General features: G+C 40.9%; 27 protein-coding genes. 4 read left to right on the top strand and 23 right to left on the bottom strand.

Annotated features, from left to right (window positions below):
- Positions 1-116: 116 nt before the first annotated feature.
- The gene (locus ACXAER_RS00135; protein ID WP_474825445.1) at positions 117-1,742 is read right to left on the bottom strand and encodes an SEL1-like repeat protein; all 1,626 of its coding nucleotides are present in this window, start codon (positions 1,740-1,742) and stop codon (positions 117-119) included.
- Positions 1,743-1,754: 12 nt separating this feature from the next.
- Entirely contained in the window at positions 1,755-2,657 is a 903-nt protein-coding gene (gene nlpI, locus ACXAER_RS00130) for a lipoprotein NlpI (protein WP_474825443.1), read from the bottom strand.
- Positions 2,658-2,793: 136 nt separating this feature from the next.
- On the opposite strand from nlpI, the gene cdd reads away from it, so the two are divergent.
- A complete protein-coding gene (gene cdd, locus ACXAER_RS00125) occupies positions 2,794-3,201 on the top strand; it encodes a cytidine deaminase (protein ID WP_474825441.1) in 408 nt (135 codons plus the stop codon).
- A gap of 99 nt (positions 3,202-3,300) precedes the next feature.
- On the opposite strand, the gene ACXAER_RS00120 is transcribed toward cdd, so the two are convergent.
- The 19 genes from ACXAER_RS00120 to ACXAER_RS00030 all read right to left on the bottom strand — a co-directional run bounded on the left by ACXAER_RS00120 (position 3,301) and on the right by ACXAER_RS00030 (position 15,306).
- A complete protein-coding gene (locus tag ACXAER_RS00120) occupies positions 3,301-3,969 on the bottom strand; it encodes a hypothetical protein (protein ID WP_474825439.1) in 669 nt (222 codons plus the stop codon).
- A gap of 2 nt (positions 3,970-3,971) precedes the next feature.
- Positions 3,972-4,574 (bottom strand): RNA polymerase sigma factor, encoded by a 603-nt coding sequence (locus ACXAER_RS00115; protein WP_474825437.1) that lies wholly within the window; start codon positions 4,572-4,574, stop codon positions 3,972-3,974.
- Positions 4,575-4,583: 9 nt separating this feature from the next.
- Positions 4,584-5,276 (bottom strand): TonB family protein, encoded by a 693-nt coding sequence (locus tag ACXAER_RS00110; protein ID WP_474825435.1) that lies wholly within the window; start codon positions 5,274-5,276, stop codon positions 4,584-4,586.
- A gap of 96 nt (positions 5,277-5,372) precedes the next feature.
- Positions 5,373-6,344: a succinylglutamate desuccinylase/aspartoacylase family protein gene (locus ACXAER_RS00105; RefSeq protein ID WP_474830465.1), complete on the bottom strand. Its 972-nt coding sequence runs from the start codon at positions 6,342-6,344 to the stop codon at positions 5,373-5,375.
- Positions 6,345-7,078: 734 nt separating this feature from the next.
- Positions 7,079-8,125 (bottom strand): DUF2157 domain-containing protein, encoded by a 1,047-nt coding sequence (locus ACXAER_RS00100; RefSeq protein WP_474825433.1) that lies wholly within the window; start codon positions 8,123-8,125, stop codon positions 7,079-7,081.
- Between the two features lie 77 nt (positions 8,126-8,202).
- On the bottom strand, positions 8,203-8,460 hold the full coding sequence (locus ACXAER_RS00095; RefSeq protein WP_474825431.1) for a type III secretion system chaperone family protein: 258 nt from the start codon (positions 8,458-8,460) through the stop codon (positions 8,203-8,205).
- Positions 8,461-8,480: 20 nt separating this feature from the next.
- Positions 8,481-8,705: a hypothetical protein gene (locus tag ACXAER_RS00090; protein WP_474825429.1), complete on the bottom strand. Its 225-nt coding sequence runs from the start codon at positions 8,703-8,705 to the stop codon at positions 8,481-8,483.
- Between the two features lie 134 nt (positions 8,706-8,839).
- On the bottom strand, positions 8,840-9,097 hold the full coding sequence (locus ACXAER_RS00085; RefSeq protein ID WP_474830463.1) for an MAPEG family protein: 258 nt from the start codon (positions 9,095-9,097) through the stop codon (positions 8,840-8,842).
- A gap of 77 nt (positions 9,098-9,174) precedes the next feature.
- Positions 9,175-9,492, bottom strand: a complete 318-nt coding sequence (locus ACXAER_RS00080) for a hypothetical protein (RefSeq protein ID WP_474825427.1) — start codon at positions 9,490-9,492, stop codon at positions 9,175-9,177.
- A 133-nt stretch (positions 9,493-9,625) separates the two neighbouring features.
- Positions 9,626-10,564 carry a hypothetical protein gene (locus ACXAER_RS00075; protein WP_474825425.1) on the bottom strand — a complete coding sequence of 313 codons (939 nt, stop codon included), beginning with the start codon at positions 10,562-10,564 and terminating at the stop codon, positions 9,626-9,628.
- A gap of 85 nt (positions 10,565-10,649) precedes the next feature.
- Complete coding sequence (locus ACXAER_RS00070) at positions 10,650-11,159, bottom strand: AAA family ATPase (RefSeq protein WP_474825423.1); 510 nt, start codon at positions 11,157-11,159, stop codon at positions 10,650-10,652.
- 56 nt (positions 11,160-11,215) lie between these two features.
- Positions 11,216-11,407, bottom strand: coding sequence for a YHS domain-containing protein (locus ACXAER_RS00065; protein WP_458731851.1), 192 nt, complete (start codon positions 11,405-11,407; stop codon positions 11,216-11,218).
- A 65-nt stretch (positions 11,408-11,472) separates the two neighbouring features.
- Entirely contained in the window at positions 11,473-11,850 is a 378-nt protein-coding gene (locus tag ACXAER_RS00060) for a hypothetical protein (protein ID WP_474825421.1), read from the bottom strand.
- Positions 11,851-11,938: 88 nt separating this feature from the next.
- Positions 11,939-12,190, bottom strand: coding sequence for a hypothetical protein (locus tag ACXAER_RS00055; RefSeq protein ID WP_474825418.1), 252 nt, complete (start codon positions 12,188-12,190; stop codon positions 11,939-11,941).
- A gap of 478 nt (positions 12,191-12,668) precedes the next feature.
- Complete coding sequence (locus tag ACXAER_RS00050; protein WP_015067176.1) at positions 12,669-13,139, bottom strand: SPFH domain-containing protein; 471 nt, start codon at positions 13,137-13,139, stop codon at positions 12,669-12,671.
- A gap of 106 nt (positions 13,140-13,245) precedes the next feature.
- A complete protein-coding gene (locus ACXAER_RS00045) occupies positions 13,246-13,836 on the bottom strand; it encodes a GNAT family N-acetyltransferase (protein WP_474825416.1) in 591 nt (196 codons plus the stop codon).
- A gap of 164 nt (positions 13,837-14,000) precedes the next feature.
- Positions 14,001-14,279, bottom strand: coding sequence for a GNAT family N-acetyltransferase (locus ACXAER_RS00040; protein WP_474825413.1), 279 nt, complete (start codon positions 14,277-14,279; stop codon positions 14,001-14,003).
- A gap of 180 nt (positions 14,280-14,459) precedes the next feature.
- Positions 14,460-14,873, bottom strand: coding sequence for a DUF4124 domain-containing protein (locus ACXAER_RS00035; protein ID WP_474825412.1), 414 nt, complete (start codon positions 14,871-14,873; stop codon positions 14,460-14,462).
- 223 nt (positions 14,874-15,096) lie between these two features.
- Entirely contained in the window at positions 15,097-15,306 is a 210-nt protein-coding gene (locus ACXAER_RS00030) for a hypothetical protein (protein WP_474825411.1), read from the bottom strand.
- 405 nt (positions 15,307-15,711) lie between these two features.
- On the opposite strand from ACXAER_RS00030, the gene ACXAER_RS00025 reads away from it, so the two are divergent.
- From ACXAER_RS00025 to ACXAER_RS00015, 3 genes are all read left to right on the top strand, one after another.
- Entirely contained in the window at positions 15,712-16,689 is a 978-nt protein-coding gene (locus ACXAER_RS00025) for a transposase (RefSeq protein ID WP_474830461.1), read from the top strand.
- A 141-nt stretch (positions 16,690-16,830) separates the two neighbouring features.
- Positions 16,831-17,076 (top strand): type II toxin-antitoxin system CcdA family antitoxin, encoded by a 246-nt coding sequence (locus ACXAER_RS00020; RefSeq protein ID WP_474825409.1) that lies wholly within the window; start codon positions 16,831-16,833, stop codon positions 17,074-17,076.
- Positions 17,076-17,393: a CcdB family protein gene (locus ACXAER_RS00015; RefSeq protein ID WP_474825407.1), complete on the top strand. Its 318-nt coding sequence runs from the start codon at positions 17,076-17,078 to the stop codon at positions 17,391-17,393. Before ACXAER_RS00020 ends, ACXAER_RS00015 begins: the two co-directional genes overlap by 1 nt.
- Positions 17,394-17,465: 72 nt before the next feature.
- On the opposite strand, the gene ACXAER_RS00010 is transcribed toward ACXAER_RS00015, so the two are convergent.
- Together ACXAER_RS00010 and ACXAER_RS00005 are read right to left on the bottom strand one after the other, a co-directional pair.
- On the bottom strand, positions 17,466-18,203 hold the full coding sequence (locus ACXAER_RS00010; RefSeq protein ID WP_474825405.1) for a hypothetical protein: 738 nt from the start codon (positions 18,201-18,203) through the stop codon (positions 17,466-17,468).
- 117 nt (positions 18,204-18,320) lie between these two features.
- On the bottom strand, positions 18,321-18,775 hold a 455-nt coding region (locus ACXAER_RS00005), incomplete at its 5' end, for a hypothetical protein (RefSeq protein ID WP_474825403.1).

Here is an 18,775-nt window from a genome sequence, read left to right as displayed (position 1 = left end):
AAATTGATTGAGGCCGTTTTTCAAAGGTAAGATTGCGGCCTCTTTTTATAGTCACCTTTTTCATTTCTTACGGTGGAGAAAGAAACTAAGACGCTAGTACCAGCGAGTCTGCGGTTTTAGTTGCCGGTAAATGCTTCGTACTCAGCTAGCCAGTGGGCCGCCTCTTTTTGATTACCGCTATTGTGAAAAGCCTGGAAGAAATTCATTGAGATGGGACGCTGCGCATTTTGCTTTTCAAGCTGTTGCTGCCAAAGGACTAGATATAAGGGCGGGATCACGCCGCTATCGTGGTGCTCCATAAAGGTAATTCGTCGGCTAGGTTTGTAGCTATTGAGCCCCAACACTGAACAGGTTTTCGCACGAGCAATAATAGTTGCAGGGTCTATCGCCAGCCAATTTTCTACCGTTTTATGCGGTGCATACCAGTGATCAGTATCTACAATGACGTTAGGCGGAAGGAAATCTTCGATGCCATCTTCATCGCACAGCTTGTTTGCCATACCCTTGCCAATAGGATATTCGTCAGCAAAGCCAGCAAAATGCGCAAGTTCGTGCACGAATACTGAATAAGCATCGCTGATATCTAGATACATTACACCATTTTGAACATTCGCTTTACCCTGCTCGGCCACCACAACTGCATGACTAAACTTACGTTTTTTGGCGACATTCGCTAATGGGGAAATATTACACCCCAAGATGCCAGCCCTTCTATAGTTGGCATCGCACTCCAACACATCAGATTTAAGCCAAATAGGTGGAGCTAAACAGATAGAAAGGTCTTCAAGGCGCGCATCATCGTTAAATGACTGATAAAGTTCGTGCGCTCGTATGATGGTCGCCAAGCTTGTTGCGAAAGGTTGAACACGCTGCAGGCAATTTGCTTTATCACCCCAACTGAAAGTGCCAGATTGCTTTATTGCTTGCGCCACTGAGTGCGGAGAATAAAGCTTAATTACATTTAGGGCTTTTTCCGCTTGTTGATGCCCTTTTTGCGCCGCGAATTTAAAGTGCGGCTTAGCTTGCGAAAACTTGCCCTCGCCCCACAAAAGCATTGCGTACTTAAAAGCACTTTGCATATCAAGTGTTGCTGTTGCTGCCAGCAGAGGCTTAGCTAACTGCTGTTGTCCCTGAAGTAAGTACCAATCGGCCAATGCGGCCTGTGCAGGCAAATATTCCTGCGAGGCTGCGCGTACCAGCCACTTTTCCCGCTTTTCTGGCGAATCGGTAGACATCGCGAAGGCTAACTGCGCTTCAGCTACATCGCCCAGTGCCGCTAAACGCATAAAACGCTCTGATGCACCTTCTTCACCTAAAATTTGGTACAACAGCCACGCAGCGTCGGCATTTTCTAGATTAACTAGCTTCTCCAGAAAATAGGTCGCCGTATCTTCATCAGTAATAGCAGCAGAGGTAAAGCCGTTGTTATATGCGCTTTCAAATATCTCAAGCATATAGGCTTGGGCAGTGTCACTACCTTGCTTTGCAGCGAGCCAAAGCAGCGCTAGCGCGTTATTTTGTGTATTATTTTCAAGGGTAGTATCAGTGTTATTTGAAGCGATAGTATCAGACTGTTCACTATCAGACGTACGTGTTTCCTCAACTTCCAATAAGACAACATCTTTATTGTGATGTGATGGTAATAACACGCTAATTGCGTTACATATAAGTTGAGGGGTATAGCGCCCGCTATCGCCCGCAACGATAAGCAGTGCGAAGACTGCTAAAAATAAGCCTCGCATAATGGTTTGCGCTTACTCTTCGCTAGCTACAACGTTGCTAGCTTTATCACGCAAACGATTAAGTTCCATTCTCGCGTAACGATGTTCTACGTAATCGAACACGTTTGTGCTAAGTGCAAGCTTGAAGTAATTCGATGCAATGCCGCTATTTCCCTGTAGAGAATGAAACTTACCTAAGTAAAAATACGCTTCACATAGTCGGTCGGTTAACGCTTTTTGGCTTTTAACACCATCTAGCAATGAGTTAAGCACATCGTTTTCGCCGACAGTACCTAGGAATAAATCCACCAGCGTAGTTGCCCAATGGTCATTGTCGAGCGTAGGTCGGATAGACGCTAAGTAAGTTTGCCCTTCAAGTTCTGATACATCGTGATGCGCAAAGTAAGCCCACAGCGCGCGAAACGGATCGCTGTCGTCTTTCTTAAAAAAGCGATTTAAATCATCAGTGGCAAGCTCTGCTCTGCCGCCATAATAAAGTGCAATACCGCGGTTTAAGAACGCGAAATCATACTCCGGATTAATTTCCAATGTAGAGTCAAAGGCGTCGTAAGCCTGAATAAAGTCACTCTGCTGGATATAGTGAATGCCCATAGAGTTATAGGCCTCTGCCAGATCTGGCTTTAAGTTAATAGCTTGTGTGTAATCAAATTGAGCTAGGCCTGCAAGACCTACACTGTCGTAAAGCATGCCTCGTTGAAAATGCAGTTCGGCTTTGTCTTCATCTGAAAGCGCCGGGCTAGTTAGTACCTGATTATAGCGTGCAATTGCCATCTCAGACCGAGGATTGACAGGAGCAGGCTCAGCTAAAAGTAGATTCCCCATCTGTGGTCTTTCCGAAACAGACGGTGTTTGGGCACAACCGGTTAAAATAGCAGCGAATAGAGAAAAAAAGATGAGACTAACGTTTCTGCACATGGTAAAAAAGCATTCTATATAAAAAGAAAAAACCGCCTGAGTATTTAATATACGCTTGTCCGCGGCGCTAATGCCGCCAACCTTCTCGCATTTGGTGATAAAAGTAAAGCGTATTGGGTGGTTAACACAGGTAGCTATGAAGAAAAATAATTTAGAACAACTATCACAACTTGCTTTTAACGCACAGAAAAACTCTCATTCACCCTATTCAAATTTTAAAGTTGGTGCGGCTGTGCTTACTCCCAGTGGTGAAACTTTTGCTGGGTGTAACGTAGAAAGCGCGGCCTTCCCTTTAGGCCAATGTGCTGAGGCCACGGCCATCGGCAATATGGTTACACAAGGTGAAAAACGCATTTCACACATTGTTATTGCCAGCCCGAACGATGAATTTTGTTTTCCGTGTGGCGGTTGCAGACAAAAAATTGCTGAGTTTGCACCAGATGAAACCCCTGTCACTATGATAAGTCAAAGTGGCGAGACATTCGAGACTACTATTGGTGAGTTACTCCCCAATGCCTTTAGAGCGCACGATTTAGACAAGTAAGTTTAACAACCATACTTTGTAACAAACGAGGCTTAGGCAATTTTCACATCTACCAGCCTCGTTTTTGCGTTTCTATTATCCAATAGCACGATTTATATATCAGCACATCAACGGCTTAGTAGGCTGTTTGATAGACAGTATCCTTCCTTGACTATCGAATGCTAGCGCAACTTGGGTACCCACGTTAATATCCCCTTCTATACGGCCATTAATATCTAACGATGCAATAAGGCTCTCAGAAACAACAACTCGCTGATTCTCACAATTTACTAATAGCCAATACCCATTTTGTGATTTCAAGGTGGCAGGCTGCTGGGTTACTGCTTTTGCTACTAAACTACGCTCAACATATTGCTGAGTATAAGCATTGAAACGCGCTTGATAGTTTTCATTACTGCTATTAACCAGCAATTTATCTTCACCCTCAAAACCGTGGTAGTGAACAATATCTACACTGTGTGCAGCAGTTTGCATACCTGACGAGTGTCGGATTTGGAATGTTCCGATGTTGTATACCCCGAGCATGGCAAGAATAGCAAATGCCACAGCGGTAAATCGAAGGGTTGATGACGCAAAATAGGCACGAAAGTGCGAAGCCACCGCAGCGAGATTACGCCCTGTTTCACTGCCGTTTGCTTTAGCCTTGTTGTGCGCAAGCACGTTGGCGCGTACCCGGGCGTTTGCTTTCTGAGTTGTTGAATCATTTTGCTTTTGGACCAGCTGGCTGCGTCTGAAGGCTTCTTGTAGCTCTTTATCTGAGATAGACATGATTACAATTTCTCCAGCATAATTTTAAGACTGTCTTTTGCATATCGAATTCGTGTTTTCACCGTTTCTTTTTCAGCGCCGCACATATCAGCTATTTGCGATAAACTGAAACCCTCTAACTGCAGTGAGAGCGCCTCTTTCTGTTTGTAAGGCAGTTGCGCTAAACAAGCTTTAAACACGTCTTTTTCTAACCCTTTAGCCACATCTTCTTCTACCGAAGAGTGCGCGTGCTTAACTAGCTCAGAAACAGTAAATTCCTCTACAGCTTCGTTACTATATTCAAGCTTGGCGTTTTTACGAAACTCATCAATAAGTGCTCGCCTGCCAATGGTAAACAGCCAAGCTTGGAAATTGTCGCCACTTTTAAATAAATGGCGGTGCTCAATAACTTTAATCCATGTACGCTGGCTTATATCTTCAGCTATGGTGCTATCGCTTAATACCTTAAGGAAATAAAATAGCTTAGTGCTGTGTAAATCAAAAAGTGCAGCTAACGATGCTTCATCACCTTTTGCGCTGTATTGCAGCATTAGCCTTTCACTCATTCCCAGCGATTTTTCGCGCTTACCTTGAAACAGGCTTTGCAAGCTTGCGCCTATACTCATAGGCTGTCCTTATTGTTCTAGTTTGAAATCTAATACTACAACCATACCTGGTTGACTAACAGGTTTACCGCCGTCCAGCTTTGGTTTGTACTTCCATTTTTTAAGCGCGCGGCGTGCTGCTCTATCAAACACACGCTTGGGCTCAGAATCTAATATTTTTATATCAGATACAGCGCCGCTAGCACTTACCGTAAACCCGAGCTTTACCCAACCTTCAATACCGTCACGACTCGCTTGTGGCGGATAAGTAGGATCGACCCTAAATTGAGGCGTAGCCTGCATATCACCTTGAGCACTATTTAAATTTATCGATAAATTCAATGCAGTATTAGGAACCTGAGTGTTTATTTCGAAATTACCCGGGCCGTCATTTGGCTCGGGGTCAATCTCGACGACTTTTTGCGGCGGCGTTTTAATTACCTGCTCAATTGGCGCAATAGGCTTTTTAGTAATAGTCCGTTCATCTTCAGGCTGGTAGATGATAGGTTCAAAAAACACAGTCGGTGTCTCGCTTATGTTTACCTTATCTTGCTTAATAAGCTCTGCCATTAAGACGAAAAGCCCAGCCGTTACTACTCCACCAGCAAGAGTAATAGTGGCTACGTTAGTTGCGCGTTTGTGGAAAGGCGCTTTAGCGAATGGAAATATTGTCTTTTGTACTAAACGCTGAGATTTAGCGTTTGGTAGAATTGTTGTTTGCATAATGTTCCCCCTTTTATCACTAAACGGGGGAACTTAAGAAAAAGGGTGAAAATATTAAACGTTTTTATTCACCCTAATACGTGGAAAGCTAAACTTTTATCTTTTTTTTCGCTTATCTTTTTTCGCAATAACCCCAATACTTACCACTGACTCTCCTGCTCTCACCGGTGGCGTTTTATTTACTATCATTATGCGCCCAGATACCGCTGCGAATACTTCTTCGATTACATTGCCGAAATAATCGGTAACAGTACCTACCTTTTGACCTTCAGCAATAAAATTACCCACCTTTACGCTTGCAATAAAGAAACCGTCCTTAGTCACAGGAGTTGGTGTTACTGATTCATAAACACTTGGCTTTTTATTTTCTTTTGGCGTTCCACGCAGCATTTCTAAAAATCGCATAGAATTCTTAGCAACGTCGATTGCCTCTAAAACAAACTCTTCGTTTGATAAACCTCGATGACCAATTTCAGTGGTTAAGCCAGGCTTACCTCGCGTCATTGCTGCATTAGGATAAGAAATAGCATTTTCTGGATCGCGCGGACGATCTCCATAGAGAACAACATGGCGCATGCCTGTTGCTTTGGCGAGCGCTAAAGTGCGTGAATCAAGTTCTTCGTCGCCGACGAATGGGGCATACACATGATTAAGAAGAGTTTCGTTATTACTACCCGAGTGCATATCAATCAGGTAGTCGGCTTTACCTATGAATTCATTTGTAAGAATGTTTGCTATTTGTTCAGTGTGCGTACCGTTTTCGCTTCCAGGGAACACACGATTAAGGTTTTTATAATCCTTAGGATTTAGTGCGATGAGACGAGCATGAAATCCTTCTACGTTCGCCAAGTGTACTAGTACCAACACACCGCTTAGCTCATTCGGTTTTATCAATTTCTTCAGTTGCTGCAAAGCGAACATTGACGGATACTCGTCGCCGTGAACTCCAGCGGTAAGTAATAAAACGGGCCCCTCTTTCGTTCCGTTAATAACGGTTACAGGCAAGGTAACATCGTTTTTCACTGCTACATAAGACTGCTTTTCTCCAGTTTCAGTAGTCACTCCCATTAACTCATATGGCGCGTTTGCGAAAGTTTGAAAGCTTGTAAAACTGATAATTAAAGAACATAAAGCGCTGACCGCTTTCTTTTTGAATAACATAATTAATACCGTAGATAAAAATGGCGATAGTTAGCCAGAAACAAACGAGTGATGCAATGATGTGATGACAATAGCCATCATTTTTTTGACATATTAACAAATTTAGCGACGTATCGTTGATTTTTTAACGAAGTTTCTGAGCATTAATATCCCCTCTATGGGTGGGTGCACAAAAAACATGGTTAGCGTATGTAATTGAGCTATCGTTACATGTAAAGCTTCTCTGCATGACGCATCATAGATAACAAATGTAGAGTTTTAGAAGTAATCAGCAGCACGAATGAGGCAAGGAAACCTAAATAGTTTACAAGAAGTGTAGTTTTTTGATGACTTAGCCTGCCTTCATAAAAAGCAACTTTGTGGTAGTCTACTTCTTATTACCATCTTGGCTTTTGTTTAACTTAGCTGCTGCCATAAAGCCGATAATAAAAATGGCGAAAATAACCACGCCGACCCAAATCAGTACATTAAAAAGAAAGTCCATGTCATTCCCTAATCGTTATTTTGTTGGCTAATTTTAACATTTATTTGTGAAATCTGATTAAATAGATCACAGATTTTGTACGATAAATTTTAATACGCACATCTTAAATTTGTACTTTTTGAAACCATATGGAGCTTAATCATCAGGCAGTCTTTATTTAAAGCTTACTATCTAAAAGTGCCTGAAGCGGCTTTGGCAAAGCATTACGGGCTTTGCGCGTAATCTTAACTTCATGTTTTTGCCACAATATTCCTACATACACCACACCTAAACCAATAGCCGTTAACGCAACAGGAAAAAGCCAACTGTCTCTAAACACATTCGAGGCCAAGTGCCCTAAATAGAAACAGCTACCTAACGCACCAAATATCACAAATACTTTTCGAACCAATAATGCGCCTAGCCCAACCATGACTAGGTTTATACAAAAATAGAAAAACTTTGAAAGTTCGCTGTCTGAGTTTTGGCTAGTAAGCCCGCCCCAAAACGCAATAATACCGAATAAATATAACCAAAATGCGTAGTCGGCAGAGTGCCTTGACCGTAAGTCAACCCAAAAAGCCAATAGGGTCATGAGTATGCCGAAGTACATAGATACTTGTGCGCGAAATTCCCACGTATGAGAGTTCCATATATCGTCTTGGTCGATGAAAAGCATGACAGCATCCATACTGATGTACCACAGTGTTACTGCAATAGGCATTATCAAAAACGGATACTTGTACCGCCAAGCTATGATTAAGCCAGTCACTAAAGTGCCTAGTTCCATGTATAACCACAGCCATTTAACGCGTGTATGAAACTGACGGTAGACTGCATCGTTCTCGGGCCAAAGGCCAAGCCACTGTTGAAAACCGTAGATAGCAAGCGGTGTTAAACACACTACAAAGGTTGCGCAAATACCTGCAGGAATAATAAGATTTTTATTTGCTAAAGAGTTCGTTAGCTTTAAGCCTACACCAGCGTAGAGCAATGATATGAAGATTATCCCTAGCCCGCCAAACTGTTCCCACCCCAAATTCATAAACAAAGTCATGGCGCCAATAGCGATAAGGCCGCCCAAGTAATAGAGAATGTGGGTAAAGGTGAAAGCGGGAGTATGCTGGCTTTCTGCCTGAAAGAAGCTGTAGAGGTCAACGCCCTGCTGTTCAGAGATAATATTTTTCGCTACTGCTTTTTGAATACTTGCTTTCGATACTTCCATGTACTTCTCTGATTTAGCTTGTAGAAATTAGAACTTTTACTTTACTGGGTTACAGGTAAAAAACCAGCCTGGAGAAATTACAGAGTATTAGTTGCGTGTTTTTCGTAAGTTTTCTCAGACTTGTTCCACGTTAAGTGGCCAAAAGCGATACCTGCAATGGGAAAAATGATCAAAGCGATGATTGGGCGCACCCAAACATTTTCTAATGGGTCAAGAAATTCCATTAGTAAGGCCCAGAGGATGGCAGTAGGTACGCCCCACCCTAAAACACCGTTTACTAAAACAAAGCGCTGTTTGCCTTTCTCTCGCGTTTTTGCCCACTTTTCCATGTTCATTGTTATACCCTTTTGTAAAATTAAGCAATCAGCGCAAGGCAGACCAAACCAACGGCTAAGCTAACAAAACCAACAGCGAAAGTTCTTCCTTCGTCTCTACCCGCTCGCGGATATTTGCCAAAGGTTAGAAGCTTAAGCACCACATGGCCTGTACCAGTTATCACGAAGTTAATGATAGCGTCTACGACTATCCACTTGAGTATTCGAAGTACAAAGCGGCCCAGCGGTTCTAAAACGTCTTCCATAACATTAATGCTCTTTGTTGGTTTTACTAAATAGTGCTTTTACTAAACGGTGCTTTTATTAAACAGTCGCTGTCTTTTAATTTTGTCGCTAACGACGCCCTTTACTTGGTATTCTGGTTCGTCTAACGGCGAGACTACATGCCAATTTCACCAATAAAAATCAAGGCCCACATAGCCAACACAGCGACAAAATTGATGATAAACACCATACCACGCAATCTAATATTGTCGGTAAATATTTGAACAATGCTGTGCAACACTCTGCCAATTACAAATACCCAAGCCAAGTAGATTTGCACACTGTCTATTGGCTCATCCATTGCGATAAGCAATACACTGGCAATGTAAAAAAATATTGGCCACTCGAATTGATTGCTTAGGTTTGCGCTGATTTTAGGCTGAATAGTGTGAAAAGGGAGTGAGAAGTGTGCTCATAACTGCTACGTGATATAGGTATTATAAACTTCGCCTATAAAGAAACGGCTTTAACTCGGCGTTCGCTGTCTATGTAGAAAAGTGAATACCCCTTTGTTTTGAACTGTTCTCGCAGCGTTAAAAGATGCTCTATATCTTTTTCAATCACTATTAGCTTTTTATGCCCGGTATTATCAAGGGCGGACATCAATGCCGCGCCGTTGTCTTTGTCAATCTGTGTACCAGCAACGATATAGCTGGTATCCGTAGACATAATCAATAAGCCTTTACCAAGATCCGCTGATTTCTTACTTGTAGAAGCACAACCAGCAACTAGAACGCCAATTAAGAGAAGAGAAGTCCAACTTTTCATAGATATCCTTTTAATTTGTGTATCGCTTTTTGTTTGAAAGTACCACGTTTCGTCTTAAACGAAAACTTTCGTCGTCTGTGCTTTTTTGGAGCCTATTTACAGCCGTCTTGAGATGGCAAAGCTAAATTTGCTTTCAAATGGCACTATGAATATATGCTTGCTCGTTAGGATAGTCGACAACAATGCGCAAATACTTCAGTGCAGACCCACCTAGTGCCCCATCAATTCGCCTGTCCATCATAGAAGACATAAATTGATGAAAATTAGGGTCGGGTCTGCGCGTGAACCATACAGGCCCTATCGTCGATTTACCAACGGTTATAGCCGGAACGCGAATCATATCTTGGTTTGAAACTCGGCATCCGTTTTCAATCACTAACCAATCGGAGTGAGCTTTCGTCCATTCATCAAATATAGAAGCAGCTATAAAGGACGTTCCACTTTGTACTTCTGGTAAACCTGCGACAGTTGCTGCTTCACTTGAAGGCCATGCTGACGCACCTGTATCTAGAAGCATGGGAATTAATTTTCCATCCACTGAAATATCAATACTAGCGAATGCTAACGTGTATTGCCCTTCTTCATTTTTCTGAAACCCTAATGGTACGGTTATTAATGTGTCTGATAGAGGTGCTTCATTTAAAACAGATATGCTCTTATTGGGGTAATCGAATTCAATAATCTTTTCAGCATGCCAGCGCCCACCTAAGGTCCCGTCGCTCATTCCATTCCGGCTAATATCCCCTTTTGGCACAACTTGTAACTTGCCTTTCCACCAATTATTAAGACCTGCACCTGGTATAGAAACAGATTTATCAAACTGAGGCATAGAAGTAACCTCGATAGGCCCATCTTCGGCTTCTTTTGTCTGTGTATGCCAATGGTATTTATCACTCAGTTCTTTAGAAATCGCATTCCACCCGCCACCTGTATCCGTAAAAAAAGTAATAGTTGTACCATCAGTAAGCTTTGGTGTTAGGTAGATCAAATCATTTTTAAATTCACTGGGTAACTCATCAGAAAAGCAAAAAGAAGAAGGTAATAAAAATAAAACGAACAAAATAGTTTTCATGCTGGCCTTCCTTTGGCAATGTTTTTTGTGCGAAGAATTGTGGATATTATTAATAAAGAAATTTAAGCAAAAGCTGTACTTGTTCTTAAATGCTAGCTAAACCGAAATACCAGCTTTTTTCATTTTTAGTAACCATTTTTTTATGACCACTATAGTTTTCATAAAACTGCTGGTGTGCAGTATAAGAAAACGTATCGTCTCTTTTTGTATATTGGGCAATCCAGTCTATCAGCATAGGTAAATTATTATCTTGCGCTTGTTTGGTATCGTATTTATGGGGCTCCCAAGGTCGTGCTTTCGCGTTAGCAATACACAACTCAATGGGTAAGTTCATAAATATAATTTCTGAAGACTGCCCCTCTACAAGCTTAAGCAGGTCTGTGTAACACCCTTCAATTACCCAAGTCTCATTAGAAGCGGTAAAAGCCTGTATCTCTTGATCCGACTCTTTAACCGGTTTTCTTTCTGGCGGGCTAGTGGGTTTCCATGCAAGGGTATCGAGATCTAAATGCGCTAAACCTTGAGTTTCACACAAACGGCGCGCTAGCGTAGATTTGCCAGAACCGGAATTTCCAAATATTAAAATTTTAGTCAAATCTTTGTCCCTTCTTAAAGCCCTTTAGCACTTGTTAGAAGTAAGTTAGCAAGTGTTTATTTCCCAAACTTTTCTTTTATTAGCACATCAAAATACTGAGTATCGTTCGGGCTTGCTTGGAAGTTTTTAGCAAAATCGCTGCTACACCCAGGATTACAAAAGCCTACCGTATAGCCACGATATTCGGTTAGCGAATCAGGTTTTACTGGTTTGCCAGATCGAGGGCAGAACTTGTTAATGGGCTCCATTGCTTTTCCTTAAAAGGTACTTACCACATTGCTTTCAAATTCCAAATGAACGATCGCAAGATTCACTACTTACCATGATTAAAATGAAAAAGTTCGCCGATTGCCCATCCAATTGATATAGCGGCTATATAAGCAATTGGGCTGTATAAAATCATAAGGCCAGCACCAATATTCGCGCCACCACCAACAAACACAAAAACCTGCCCGTAACTAGCAGATGTCACTAACAATGCAGCTAAAGTCATAAAGAGAAGGCTTCGCTGGCTCAGTTTATTGTTAAAGGCCCCTAAAACAGCAAGTACTATAAAAGGCAAACCGGGCAATATGCCCCAATATAATAAATTAAGAGATGACGTGGCCCCGCCACCGGCTATGAAAGCAGTTAATGAAAGTATGGCACCACCTAGAGTGTTAAACGCTAACAAAGCGATTCTACTGTTCATATATAAACCTAAATCCTTTTAATCTTGCAGAGTAAAAATTCGACGAAAAGCATGCGCTTTTTTAACGCTTATATCGTGAATCACCCTTTCACAACAAGAAGCTCTTTTTTCGCTGCGCGTCTTTTCCGTTTAAGTCGTTACACAACTGGCAGTCGATGTTCTTTTTAAAATTGTATGCACGACGAGTGGCAAATATGGCTATGGAAATAACGGCCCAGGTTAGTCCAAATGTTACAGAGTAAGAAACTGTTTGACCTTTAATATATTGAACGCTAGAAAACAAAGCAGACAATATGGGAAAAGCAATACTGTACTGAAAAATCCATTTCTTAATTGGCATGTACATTCCTTTTTTCTCATTCAATTTACAAATTAAATGTATTACTTAGAACGCTTAAAGTATACCTGTCAGAAGTACCGTAAGTGTAGGTTTAAACAAATAGCTATAGCAGTACAGGCATTCTTACCGTTCATCCAAAGTACTCGTATCGCCCAAGGATTTCAAGGCAGCATAATGATAGTCAAAATAAAGCTGAATCGGAACTATCCAAATAATTACCCAGGCATTATCGCTAACGGACATGAACACCACTAAAAATACAAAAACACATAAAAGTGACTGTCTTATTTAGTCATCAATATTTTGCTTACAGTCTAATAATTCTTCAATGGTATAACTTGAAAAATTGTGTCTGCTCATGACTTCATCCTTGCTGTTTGTTCTATAATTTATAAGCCAACTGCGAACAGCCAAGAGCTCTAGCGGCCCCACACCAATTTCAAACGGCAGAATTACATTTTTTAGCTACTGCCAACGATTAATTCCCTGCTTTACCCGCTTCAAGTATTGGAAGGCCAGCTTCGGTTGGAATATAGATGCGTTCACCCTTTCCATCTTGAAGCCCCTTAATCCATACGTAACGAAGGTATTCTTCATTTCCCTTAAGAGATTCACCGATGATTCTATTAGCCTCAGCAGCAGCTTTTGCACGCTCGATATCCGCTTGTCCCTCAGCTTTAGCCTGTACAATTTTCGCTTCACCCTCTGCTTGAGCCAATGTTACTCTCGCTTTCGCCTGCATCAGGGCTGCTTGCTCTCTAGCTTTGGCTTCTTCAATCAGTATTTGTTTGCTCCACTCTGCTTCTTTTAGTGCGGCAATACCGTCCATCTCTTTTTTATATACTTTGTATTTTGGCCAACCCCAAAATAATGCAGCAATAATTAATACAACTGATACCACCAAAAATACTAGACTTCCGAAAGCTATAGCATGTCTATTTGGGTGCATGTTCTCTCCTGCTTTTTATTGTTATTTAACGTTTTAACATTAGAGGCGTGATTGCTTACTTTATAAAAATGTAACCCTAATTGCCTATTTAATATTGCATGTTGTGCTAGCAACGCATTGAGAGCTTAAAAGTTAAGTTCTCTTTAACAGCTAGCCACTCTGTATTAATAATTGAAAACACAACCGTATCTCTATAACCACCATTTGGCATTTTTTGATGATTCCTTAGCACACCATCCTGTTTAGCACCTAAACGCGCAATAGCATTACGTGAAACTTGGTTATGCCAGCTTGTTCTGAACTCTACAGCGATTGCTCCGAGACTTTCAAAAGCGTGGGTAAGAAGAAGTAGCTTACATTCGGTATTGCATGATGTTTTCTGATAGCTTTTGCTGTACCAGGTGTAACCAATTTCCACCCTTTGATTTAAAAGGTCAGCATTACAAAAGCGTGTTGAGCCGATAACCTCTTCACTCGCTTTGTCTATAACCACGAACGGTAACGATAGCCCTTTAGCTTTCTGCTCTAATGCTGTCGTAATATAGTCATCTATGATTTCAGCGTTTGGTACAGAGGTGAACCATAGTTTCCACAATTCACCGTCGCTTGCTGCGTTCACTAAAGCGTCTGCATGTTCCATCGTTAACGGAGTGAGCTTTATATTCTCAGACTCTAACTCAATATCTTCAAACCACATTTCACTTTCCATGTATTTCTGACTGTATGTTGCTAAGCATACAATGATTCCAGGAAGTACGTTACACCTAGCGAGACAATAACAAGCGATGCATTAATTAATGCTCTAAAGGGCAAACTAACCCGCCCGTACGTTCCCTCGCAAACATGCCTGTCTATTTTTGCTTACTGATTAATAAGGTCAGCATTACAAAAGCGCGTTGAGCCAATAACCTTCCCACTCGCTTTTTGTATCACGACAAAGGGTAACGATAGCCCTTTGCTTTTCTGCTCTAGTGCTGTCGCAATATAATCACTAATAGTTTCAGCGTTAGGTACTGATGTGAACCATAGCTTCCACAATTCACCGTCCATCGCTGCATTCACTAAAGCGTCAGCATGTGCCATTGTTAAGGGAGTAAGCGTTATATTTTCAGATTCTAATTCTACGTCTTTAAACCACATATCACTTTCCATGTCTGATTAGTTGTATGATGTTAAGCATACAAGGTTTCCAAAAAGTACATCATACCTAGCGAGACTAAAATAAACGATGCATCACTAAGATGCCTGTCTTGTTTAATCGTTTGTTTAATCGATATTGTTGCTTTAATTTAAAATAAGCGTCTTTGAGCACAAGTAGGGTTAAAGGTTGTCGAATAGTTTATTTGGCTTGTTTGTTACTCTAACTTCCGCATTGCCAGCTTCACTATTTTTTAGTTGGCCGAATTTAAAAAGCTCTACATTCATTTTACTTAATGTACTAACAAGCCTAACGAAATCGTTACTATCTCTCTGCGATTCGAAGGCATATTTGATAATGGTTTCCCCTTCGATTTCGGCCACTTCTGTTATAGAAATTGTAGATGCTTTTTGTGCCTTAACATTCTCTATCCAGTTTGTGTTTTTTATTTTTTCGTACAACTTTCTTTGAACCTCCCCATTCTGACAAGGTTTGTCAGAAAAGCTGAGAGCGCCACTCTGTGATTTACATTTGTAAACTTGAGAAAACACAGGGGTAGAAAAAAGAAAGAGTGCAGTAATAACAACGTATTTCATATTAATTGTTTCAATTCCCTCATATCATCTAAGCTTCGTACAACTTAAAAGATTGAAAATAGTCTGAGATGATAACCGGAGAAAGAGGTACCTTTAGCTATTTAAAGATTAAAACCAATTGGCGTGAAAGCATTCTTTTGTCAAGCATTGCTGAGGTGATGAGGATGCCCCTCCCATCATTAACTCAACTTTTCTGGGAGGGGTCTAACGAAATGTTTGAATTTTATTCCGTTTCTGCATCTAGCGCTTTTTGTTTTGGTTTTTTAAAAAAGTAGTAGAGCCCTACAACAAGCATTAGTCCACCAAATATCAATGCACCGGTTTGGCCAGCCTGGTACGCCGAGGCCCCTTGCTGTGGTTGACTTAAAATTCCATTAAAAAAAACAGCACCACCCCATAACGCGCCTATAGCACCAAATATTTTGTTTCGCATAACTTTTCCTTGTAAAACTGTTAGTTTATAGGTCACCCAGATAATAATTTTTTTAGTAATACTGGGGACTTGTTCCTTAATCTCGTAATTACCTTAAACTATTGAAAGCCGTTAAACAACGAAAAACCAGCTTTGAAAAGACATGCTCTTAGCGGTGATAAATATTGCCAAATATTATTTCCATGGCTGTATGGTAACCGCGAGGTGAAAATGCAGACATAAAATGCAGACATGACTGTCTTGTTTGGGGCTAGGCATAACTAGAAAAATCATCTGAGTTGCTATCTAGAAAACTTAACATGACAGGCATAACTAGAAAAATCAAAACTGTCCCCTCGTACACTTTTTTAAATCTAACTCCCCATTCAAACTGCTAAACGAGTTAATCAGAGTAAGACAGTTGCAATACCTAAAGCCCGAAAGTCGCAAATTAGTTTATCGGATACGCCCTATTATCACTGTATTTCCCGCTGTGTACGTCGTGCCTTTTTATGTGGCGAGGAAAACGATAGAAGTTTTGAACATCGTCGCCAATGGGTAGAAGACCGTATTCATGTTCTAAGTGAGGTGTTCGCCATTGATGTATGTGCTTATGCAGTAATGAGTAACCATACGCACTTGGTATTACACGTAAACAAAGAGAAAGCAGACGCACTAAGTACAGAGGACGTGATTCAACGTTGGCACAAACTGTACAAGGGCACATTACTCTCGAAGCGCTACATGTCAGCAGATTCACGTAAAGAATTACATGAAACCCAAATTAAGACGGTGGAGATAACGGCTGAAGTATGGCGTAAAAGGCTATTTGATATCAGCTGGTTTATGCGTGCACTGAATGAATATATTGCTAGGGCCGCAAATAAAGAAGACAACTGCACAGGGCATTTTTGGGAAGGACGGTTTAAATCGCAAGCGCTACTGGATGAGTCAGCCCTTGCCGCCTGTATGGCTTATGTTGATTTAAACCCAGTACGAGCAAAGATGGCCAAAACGCCTGAAATATCGGACCATACCAGCATTCAATACCGTATTAACGCAGCCAAGGTAGGCAAAACACCGAAAAGACTTATGCCTTTTGCAGGCAATCCAAGGCAAGAGATGCCACACGGTTTACCTTTTACTCTTCCAGACTACTTACAGCTTGTAGATATAACCAGCCGATATATTCATCCAAATAAACGCGGCAAGGTTCAGAATAACCTCCCCCCTATTCTAGAGCGTCTCAATATTGAACACGAACATTGGATAACTTTAACCACGCAGTTTGAAACCTGCTTTAAGCACGCCGCCGGCAAGGTGACTCATTTAGAGCAATACGCGCAGAATCAACATCAGCAACGTGTGCAAGGTCGACAAAGTGCAATGCGCTTACTTGGTTAGCTCTACCGGTTAGTAGATAGCAAGACGGACACAAAATGTATATTTCTGCACAAAGATTTCTGCCTCGTTAAGTAGAAGGCATTTTTACAATGCGCATCCGCATGCGTATACTAAATATATAAGACTATTTGGAGTGATAACATGCAAGATTTATATGACGTCCATGCCCCAAAAAAAGCGACTAACTTAAGCTTAAATAGCGACTTATTGCAAAAAGCTCGTGACTTAAAAGTTAACCTATCTGCAACGTTAGAACAGGCACTTAAAGACAAGTTAAAAAGCGTTGAAGAAGAAAGATGGAAAAAAGAAAACAAAGCTGCCATCGCTGCGTACAACGAGTTTATTGCTGAAAACGGCTGTATAGGTGATGAGTACAGGAACTTCTAATGGCACAGTTTGATGTTTACAGAAACCCAAGCTCAAAAACAAATAAAGCTTACCCCTTTCTTGTAGATGTTCAGAACTCTGTAATTGACCAGTTAGCAACAAGGTTAGTTGTACCTCTGATAAAGAATAAGACTAGAAATAGTCTTTATATGAAAAACCTAACACCGGAGATAGAATTCGAAGGCGAGACGTACCTATTCCTGGCTCAACAACTGAGTTCCATACCCGAAGATGTGCTAAAAGACTGCATCGGTTCTTTAGCGCAATCCCGCGAATTGCTAATAGGTGCAATAGACTTTGCTATTACTGGAATATAGCCTTCAATAACAACTCAGATAGGTGGGTATACAGAAACATGCCTGTCTAGAAAAGAAATATGCCTGTCTTGTTTAGTTTGTTTCAAACCTATGAAGCATAAATGAATAGTTCTTTTTTAATGTAATCCGTTTTATCGCGTTGCGAGCTTTAGGCTGATATTCGCGCCAGTCCCAATGATTGTCTATGAGAATAATTTTCGATATGCCAAATCGCTCTAAATCATCTAAGCTGTAATCCCATCCTATTAAATCTTTGCCAAAAAAAGATTTTAATTTATCCCACATGGTCATTTCATTATGTCCGTACACAGTAATAAGATTGTCTACTCCTATTCTATGATAAAAAGCAGCTTCTCTTTTTCTCATTTTGGGTAAATAGCTAGAATAAAATGATTCGTCAGAATCTGTGGTATCCCACTGTTTCTGCCAAGCACTTCCGTGCCACATTAAAATTGTGTCTTTATGCAAGTATTTAATATTACCAGCGGGTAAAACATAGTTTGCACACGAGGATAAACAGAGATTTTTTATTTCGATATTTAGTTTATTGCTGTGTATCCACTCACCGAGATCCATCCCTGCACCAATTTCTCCACCTGAACTTGAAATAATAAGTTTTTTTGGCTTTTCCTTCGACTTTTCAAATGCTTGAAAAATCGTTAGGTTCGAAAACTTAGTTATCGACCCTTCGTATACTAAAACGTCATTTTGGATGCCTACAAAGAAATTGCTTTCTACATCATTTTTTTTAGCGCCCAACGACGTGCAGGCTACACACCCTAAAAGAACAAGAATAAAGAGAAATTTCATCTGACATCCACTTGAAACATAACACCCACATAAGGGGCAGTAACGCGTGGGCTAAAATCCGAGCGAAGCGACAGAGCCCACGTGTTACTGTCCCAGCGAAGCGACTTAATGTGTTTGTTATAATTTTCTATTATAGACTTCCTCTGCGCCCTTTGGAGCGGGCAATAGAAGTTTCCCCTCTCTGATACAGAATGTATTTTGTTGTATATCCAGTGGTATTCTTGTGTCTTCAAATTGAAGGACAAAGCAGCCTTCATCATCCGGTGGAGTTATTAGCGAGAAATGAGTTCTTATGGGGTTTCCTCTACTTGGATAAACAGAATATAGGCCGTCAGATATTACTATTTCCTGACTTTTTAATATCTTTGAGAATTTATGAACTTCTTCTTCATTCATTTCTGAATTTTCAAAGCTTTCAATTGTTTCTGCCTTACTGAAAATCCAGTGTCCAATAAATTCATACTCTGTACTTTTGAGAGTCTTCGCAATCGTATAGTTGCTAGATAAGATTAGGCTAACCGTGATAACTGTAAGAAACGCCCTTTTCATTAAAATTACCCCTAAATTATAAC

The organism is Alteromonas sp. AWJ4_199, assembly GCF_056159165.1.
This window is presented reverse-complemented; position numbering and strand designations above follow the sequence as displayed.

Bases quoted from the DNA above. Each gene is read 5' to 3' on its own strand.
- ACXAER_RS00135 (WP_474825445.1), bottom strand. From the start codon at position 1,742: ATGCGAGGCTTATTTTTAGCAGTCTTCGCACTGCTTATCGTTGCGGGC.
- nlpI (WP_474825443.1), bottom strand. From the start codon at position 2,657: ATGTGCAGAAACGTTAGTCTCATCTTTTTTTCTCTATTCGCTGCTATT.
- cdd (WP_474825441.1), top strand. From the start codon at position 2,794: ATGAAGAAAAATAATTTAGAACAACTATCACAACTTGCTTTTAACGCA.
- ACXAER_RS00120 (WP_474825439.1), bottom strand. From the start codon at position 3,969: ATGTCTATCTCAGATAAAGAGCTACAAGAAGCCTTCAGACGCAGCCAG.
- ACXAER_RS00115 (WP_474825437.1), bottom strand. From the start codon at position 4,574: ATGAGTATAGGCGCAAGCTTGCAAAGCCTGTTTCAAGGTAAGCGCGAA.
- ACXAER_RS00110 (WP_474825435.1), bottom strand. From the start codon at position 5,276: ATGCAAACAACAATTCTACCAAACGCTAAATCTCAGCGTTTAGTACAA.
- ACXAER_RS00105 (WP_474830465.1), bottom strand. From the start codon at position 6,344: ATGGGAGTGACTACTGAAACTGGAGAAAAGCAGTCTTATGTAGCAGTG.
- ACXAER_RS00100 (WP_474825433.1), bottom strand. From the start codon at position 8,125: ATGGAAGTATCGAAAGCAAGTATTCAAAAAGCAGTAGCGAAAAATATT.
- ACXAER_RS00095 (WP_474825431.1), bottom strand. From the start codon at position 8,460: ATGAACATGGAAAAGTGGGCAAAAACGCGAGAGAAAGGCAAACAGCGC.
- ACXAER_RS00090 (WP_474825429.1), bottom strand. From the start codon at position 8,705: ATGGAAGACGTTTTAGAACCGCTGGGCCGCTTTGTACTTCGAATACTC.
- ACXAER_RS00080 (WP_474825427.1), bottom strand. From the start codon at position 9,492: ATGAAAAGTTGGACTTCTCTTCTCTTAATTGGCGTTCTAGTTGCTGGT.
- ACXAER_RS00075 (WP_474825425.1), bottom strand. From the start codon at position 10,564: ATGAAAACTATTTTGTTCGTTTTATTTTTATTACCTTCTTCTTTTTGC.
- ACXAER_RS00065 (WP_458731851.1), bottom strand. From the start codon at position 11,407: ATGGAGCCCATTAACAAGTTCTGCCCTCGATCTGGCAAACCAGTAAAA.
- ACXAER_RS00060 (WP_474825421.1), bottom strand. From the start codon at position 11,850: ATGAACAGTAGAATCGCTTTGTTAGCGTTTAACACTCTAGGTGGTGCC.
- ACXAER_RS00055 (WP_474825418.1), bottom strand. From the start codon at position 12,190: ATGCCAATTAAGAAATGGATTTTTCAGTACAGTATTGCTTTTCCCATA.
- ACXAER_RS00050 (WP_015067176.1), bottom strand. From the start codon at position 13,139: ATGCACCCAAATAGACATGCTATAGCTTTCGGAAGTCTAGTATTTTTG.
- ACXAER_RS00045 (WP_474825416.1), bottom strand. From the start codon at position 13,836: ATGTGGTTTGAAGATATTGAGTTAGAGTCTGAGAATATAAAGCTCACT.
- ACXAER_RS00040 (WP_474825413.1), bottom strand. From the start codon at position 14,279: ATGTGGTTTAAAGACGTAGAATTAGAATCTGAAAATATAACGCTTACT.
- ACXAER_RS00035 (WP_474825412.1), bottom strand. From the start codon at position 14,873: ATGAAATACGTTGTTATTACTGCACTCTTTCTTTTTTCTACCCCTGTG.
- ACXAER_RS00030 (WP_474825411.1), bottom strand. From the start codon at position 15,306: ATGCGAAACAAAATATTTGGTGCTATAGGCGCGTTATGGGGTGGTGCT.
- ACXAER_RS00020 (WP_474825409.1), top strand. From the start codon at position 16,831: ATGCAAGATTTATATGACGTCCATGCCCCAAAAAAAGCGACTAACTTA.
- ACXAER_RS00015 (WP_474825407.1), top strand. From the start codon at position 17,076: ATGGCACAGTTTGATGTTTACAGAAACCCAAGCTCAAAAACAAATAAA.
- ACXAER_RS00010 (WP_474825405.1), bottom strand. From the start codon at position 18,203: ATGAAATTTCTCTTTATTCTTGTTCTTTTAGGGTGTGTAGCCTGCACG.